This is a genomic window from Polynucleobacter sp. 35-46-11 (genome assembly GCF_002281105.1).
The window spans coordinates 1-3159 of record NZ_NCFJ01000300.1; the positions used below are offsets into that span (position 1 = coordinate 1).

General features: G+C 45.3%; 4 protein-coding genes. All 4 read left to right on the plus strand.

Going from position 1 to position 3159, the window contains the following annotated elements:
- The first annotated feature begins 99 nt into the window (after positions 1-99).
- On the plus strand, positions 100-969 hold the full coding sequence (locus tag B7Y67_RS13840) for a molybdopterin cofactor-binding domain-containing protein (protein ID WP_293599151.1): 870 nt from the start codon (positions 100-102) through the stop codon (positions 967-969).
- 130 nt (positions 970-1099) lie between these two features.
- Entirely contained in the window at positions 1100-1876 is a 777-nt protein-coding gene (locus tag B7Y67_RS13845; protein WP_293599152.1) for a 3-hydroxybutyrate dehydrogenase, read from the plus strand.
- 127 nt (positions 1877-2003) lie between these two features.
- Complete coding sequence (gene sodB, locus B7Y67_RS13850) at positions 2004-2582, plus strand: Fe-Mn family superoxide dismutase (protein ID WP_215303899.1); 579 nt, start codon at positions 2004-2006, stop codon at positions 2580-2582.
- Positions 2583-2615: 33 nt separating this feature from the next.
- The coding region (locus B7Y67_RS13855; RefSeq protein ID WP_293599153.1) for a hypothetical protein at positions 2616-3159 on the plus strand (544 nt) is incomplete at its 3' end.

Below are 3159 nucleotides of genomic sequence, written 5' to 3' on the forward strand. Positions count from 1 at the left end.
TGTTCAAGGGCCGCGTACCATTCGTGGGCACGGCGGACAGCCGCATGTGGCTGAAAGCGCTGGACAAGCTGATCGTGTTTAATCCGAAATTCATGATACATGATTGGCGTTGGTGAGCAGGGTCAGGGCACTGAAGGTATCTATGCACAAATTGCTGCTGATGCTGTTGGACTTTCTATTAAAGATGTTCGCATCATTACTGGCGATACTGATGTCACACCTTATGGTGGTGGTACTTGGGCTTCTCGTGGCGCCGGTGTGGGTGGTGAGGCAGTGTTGTTAGCATGTCAGGCGCTCCAAGAAAATATCTTGAAGCTTGCTGGCGCCATCTTGAATAGATCGCCTGAAGAGTTGTCAGTTCGACGTGGCCATGTTTTAGATAAAGCCACTGGTGAGCAATTGCTGCCATTTAGCGAGATTGGTCGTATTGGTTATTTCCGTACGGATACCCTGCCTGTGGGCTTCTCTGCTGATTTGATGGTTACACGTCATTACACCCAAAAAGAATATCCATTCATCTTTACTAATGGCGTTCAGGCTTCTTATGTTGAAGTGGATCCTGATACCGGATTTGTAAAGCTCTTGAAACATTGGGCAGTTGAGGACTGTGGTCGCGTATTAAATCCTATGCTGGTGGATGAGCAGGTACGTGGAGCTATTGTTCAGGGAATTGGGGGCGTACTTTTTGAGGAGTGTCTCTATGACGATAGTGGGTTGCTACGCAATGGCAGTATGGCTGATTATTTGGTGCCGATGGCCAATGAAATGCCAGATATTGAAGTAGCCCACGTGGAGACGCCAACCCTGTCATCTAAGTTGGGGGCAAAAGGTGCAGGTGAAGCCGGTACTGCTGGAGCTCCTGGAGCCGTCCAGAATGCGATTAATGATGCTTTGGCGCCGTTTAATACTGCGGTGTTTGATCAGCCTATCACTTGTGAAAAGATTCTGAAGGCTCTTGGCAAGGTCTAATCAGGAGCTCTCCTGAATTAGTGCATTCCCGGTATCGACCGGGTTGTCGCTTCCTGTAACATCAAGTTTTGATCATCTGCAAATCCCCTCTGAGGGGATTTGCGATTAACTTGATATAGCGAATAAGAACATGTCTCATTTAAAAGGTAAAACAGCTCTGGTCACTGGCTCTACAAGTGGCATTGGTTTGGCAATGGCTATTGGATTGGCAAAGCAGGGCGCCAATATTATGGTCAATGGTTTTGGTGAAAAAGATGCCGCTATCGCTGCGATCAAAGCATGCGGAGTAGAGGTGGATTATCACGGTGCTGATATGAGTAAGCCTGCTGAGATTGAAGATCTGATTAAGCAAACTGAAGCACGTTTTGGATCACTTGATATCTTGGTGAACAATGCAGGTATTCAATACACAGCTAATGTGGAAGATTTTCCGGCAGATAAATGGGAATCCATTATTGCCATTAATCTCAGTTCAGCTTTCTATACCTCTCATCATGCCTTACCTGGAATGAAGAAGCGTAACTGGGGTCGCATTATCAATATTGCCTCTGTGCATGGTTTGGTGGGTTCAGTTCAAAAGTCTGCTTACGTTGCTGCAAAGCATGGCATTGTTGGATTAACTAAAGTGACTGCTTTAGAGAATGCTAAAACTGGAATTACCTGCAATGCGATTTGCCCAGGCTGGGTTCTTACCCCTTTGGTTCAAAAACAAGTGGATGCCCGTGCAGAGCGTGATGGGGTCTCAAATGAAGAGGCTAAAAAAGCTTTGGTTTCCGAGAAGCAGCCCTCCGGCGAATTCGTGGCTCCCGAACAATTGGCCGCATTAGCCATTTTCCTTTGCGGTCCCGATGCCTCCGAGGTGCGTGGAGTGGCTTGGAATATGGATGGTGGCTGGACAGCCCAGTAATCCATGGGTGGGGTTGATGCAGTCAGCCCCATTTTTTCACACTCAAACAAAATCGCCAGAATCGACTATAGTTAGGTCGAATATGGCCCTATAGCTATTTATTAACACGTCTTTAAAGGAAAAAATGATGGAACACACATTACCTCAGTTACCTTACGCATTGGATGCGCTTTCCCCATTCATTTCTAAAGAAACGCTAGAGTTTCACTACGGGAAGCATCACCAAACTTATGTCACCAATCTCAATAACTTAATTAAAGGTACTGAGTTTGAAAATGCATCTTTAGAAGATATTGTTAAAAAATCTGCTGGCGGTGTTTTTAATAATGCAGCTCAAGTATGGAACCACACCTTTTACTGGAACAGTATGAAGCCAAATGGTGGCGGTGCTCCAACGGGTGCTTTGGCTGATGCCATCAATGCTAAGTGGGGCTCATTTGATAAATTCAAAGAAGAGTTTGCAAAATGTGCAATAGGCACTTTTGGATCTGGTTGGGCTTGGTTGGTGAAGAAGGCTGACGGTTCACTGGATTTGGCTTCAACTAGCAATGCTGCTACACCGCTGACTACTGATGCAAAGCCGCTCATGACTTGCGATGTATGGGAGCATGCTTATTACATTGATACACGCAATGCACGTCCAAAGTATTTGGAAAACTTCTGGAATGTAGTGAACTGGGATTTTGCTAGCAAGAATTTTGCTTAATCTCGCTTAACTATTTTTATTAAGAAGGTTTCTATGGCATCTATCTTTACCTCATTAGGCCGCACAGTTTTAGCTGGGTTTGTACTCCTTGCTTTAATTGTTTTGGGCTTAGGTGCCAATCTAAGTTCTATTGAGTTGCCATATTTATTCCGCTGGATTCACGTGATGGTTGGCGTGATGTGGGTTGGTTTGCTTTGGTACTTCAACTTTGTGCAGATTCCTTCGATGCCTAAAATCCCGGATGAGCAAAAGCCAGCCATTGGTAAAGTCATCGCCCCAACGGCTTTGTTTTGGTTTCGTTGGGCAGCTTTGTTTACCGTTGTTAGTGGCATGATCTTGGCGGTTTTAAATGGCTATGCTCATCAAGCATTTACCTTGCAAGCGCCATTTCGTGCAATTGGTTTAGGTATGTGGATTGCTTTGGTAATGGCGTTCAATGTTTGGTTCATTATTTGGCCACTTCAGAAACGAGCCCTGGGTATTGTGGCGGTCGAGCCTGATGTCAAGGCTAAGTCTGCGCGTGTTGCGATGTTAGTCTCACGCTTTAATACGATGCTTTCTATTCTTATGTTGTTTT

What these genes read in the sequence shown, in the direction of transcription:
- sodB (WP_215303899.1), top strand. Translation starts at nt 2,004, where the DNA reads ATGGAACACACATTACCTCAGTTACCTTACGCATTGGATGCGCTTTCC.
- B7Y67_RS13840 (WP_293599151.1), top strand. Translation starts at nt 100, where the DNA reads ATGATTGGCGTTGGTGAGCAGGGTCAGGGCACTGAAGGTATCTATGCA.
- B7Y67_RS13845 (WP_293599152.1), top strand. Translation starts at nt 1,100, where the DNA reads ATGTCTCATTTAAAAGGTAAAACAGCTCTGGTCACTGGCTCTACAAGT.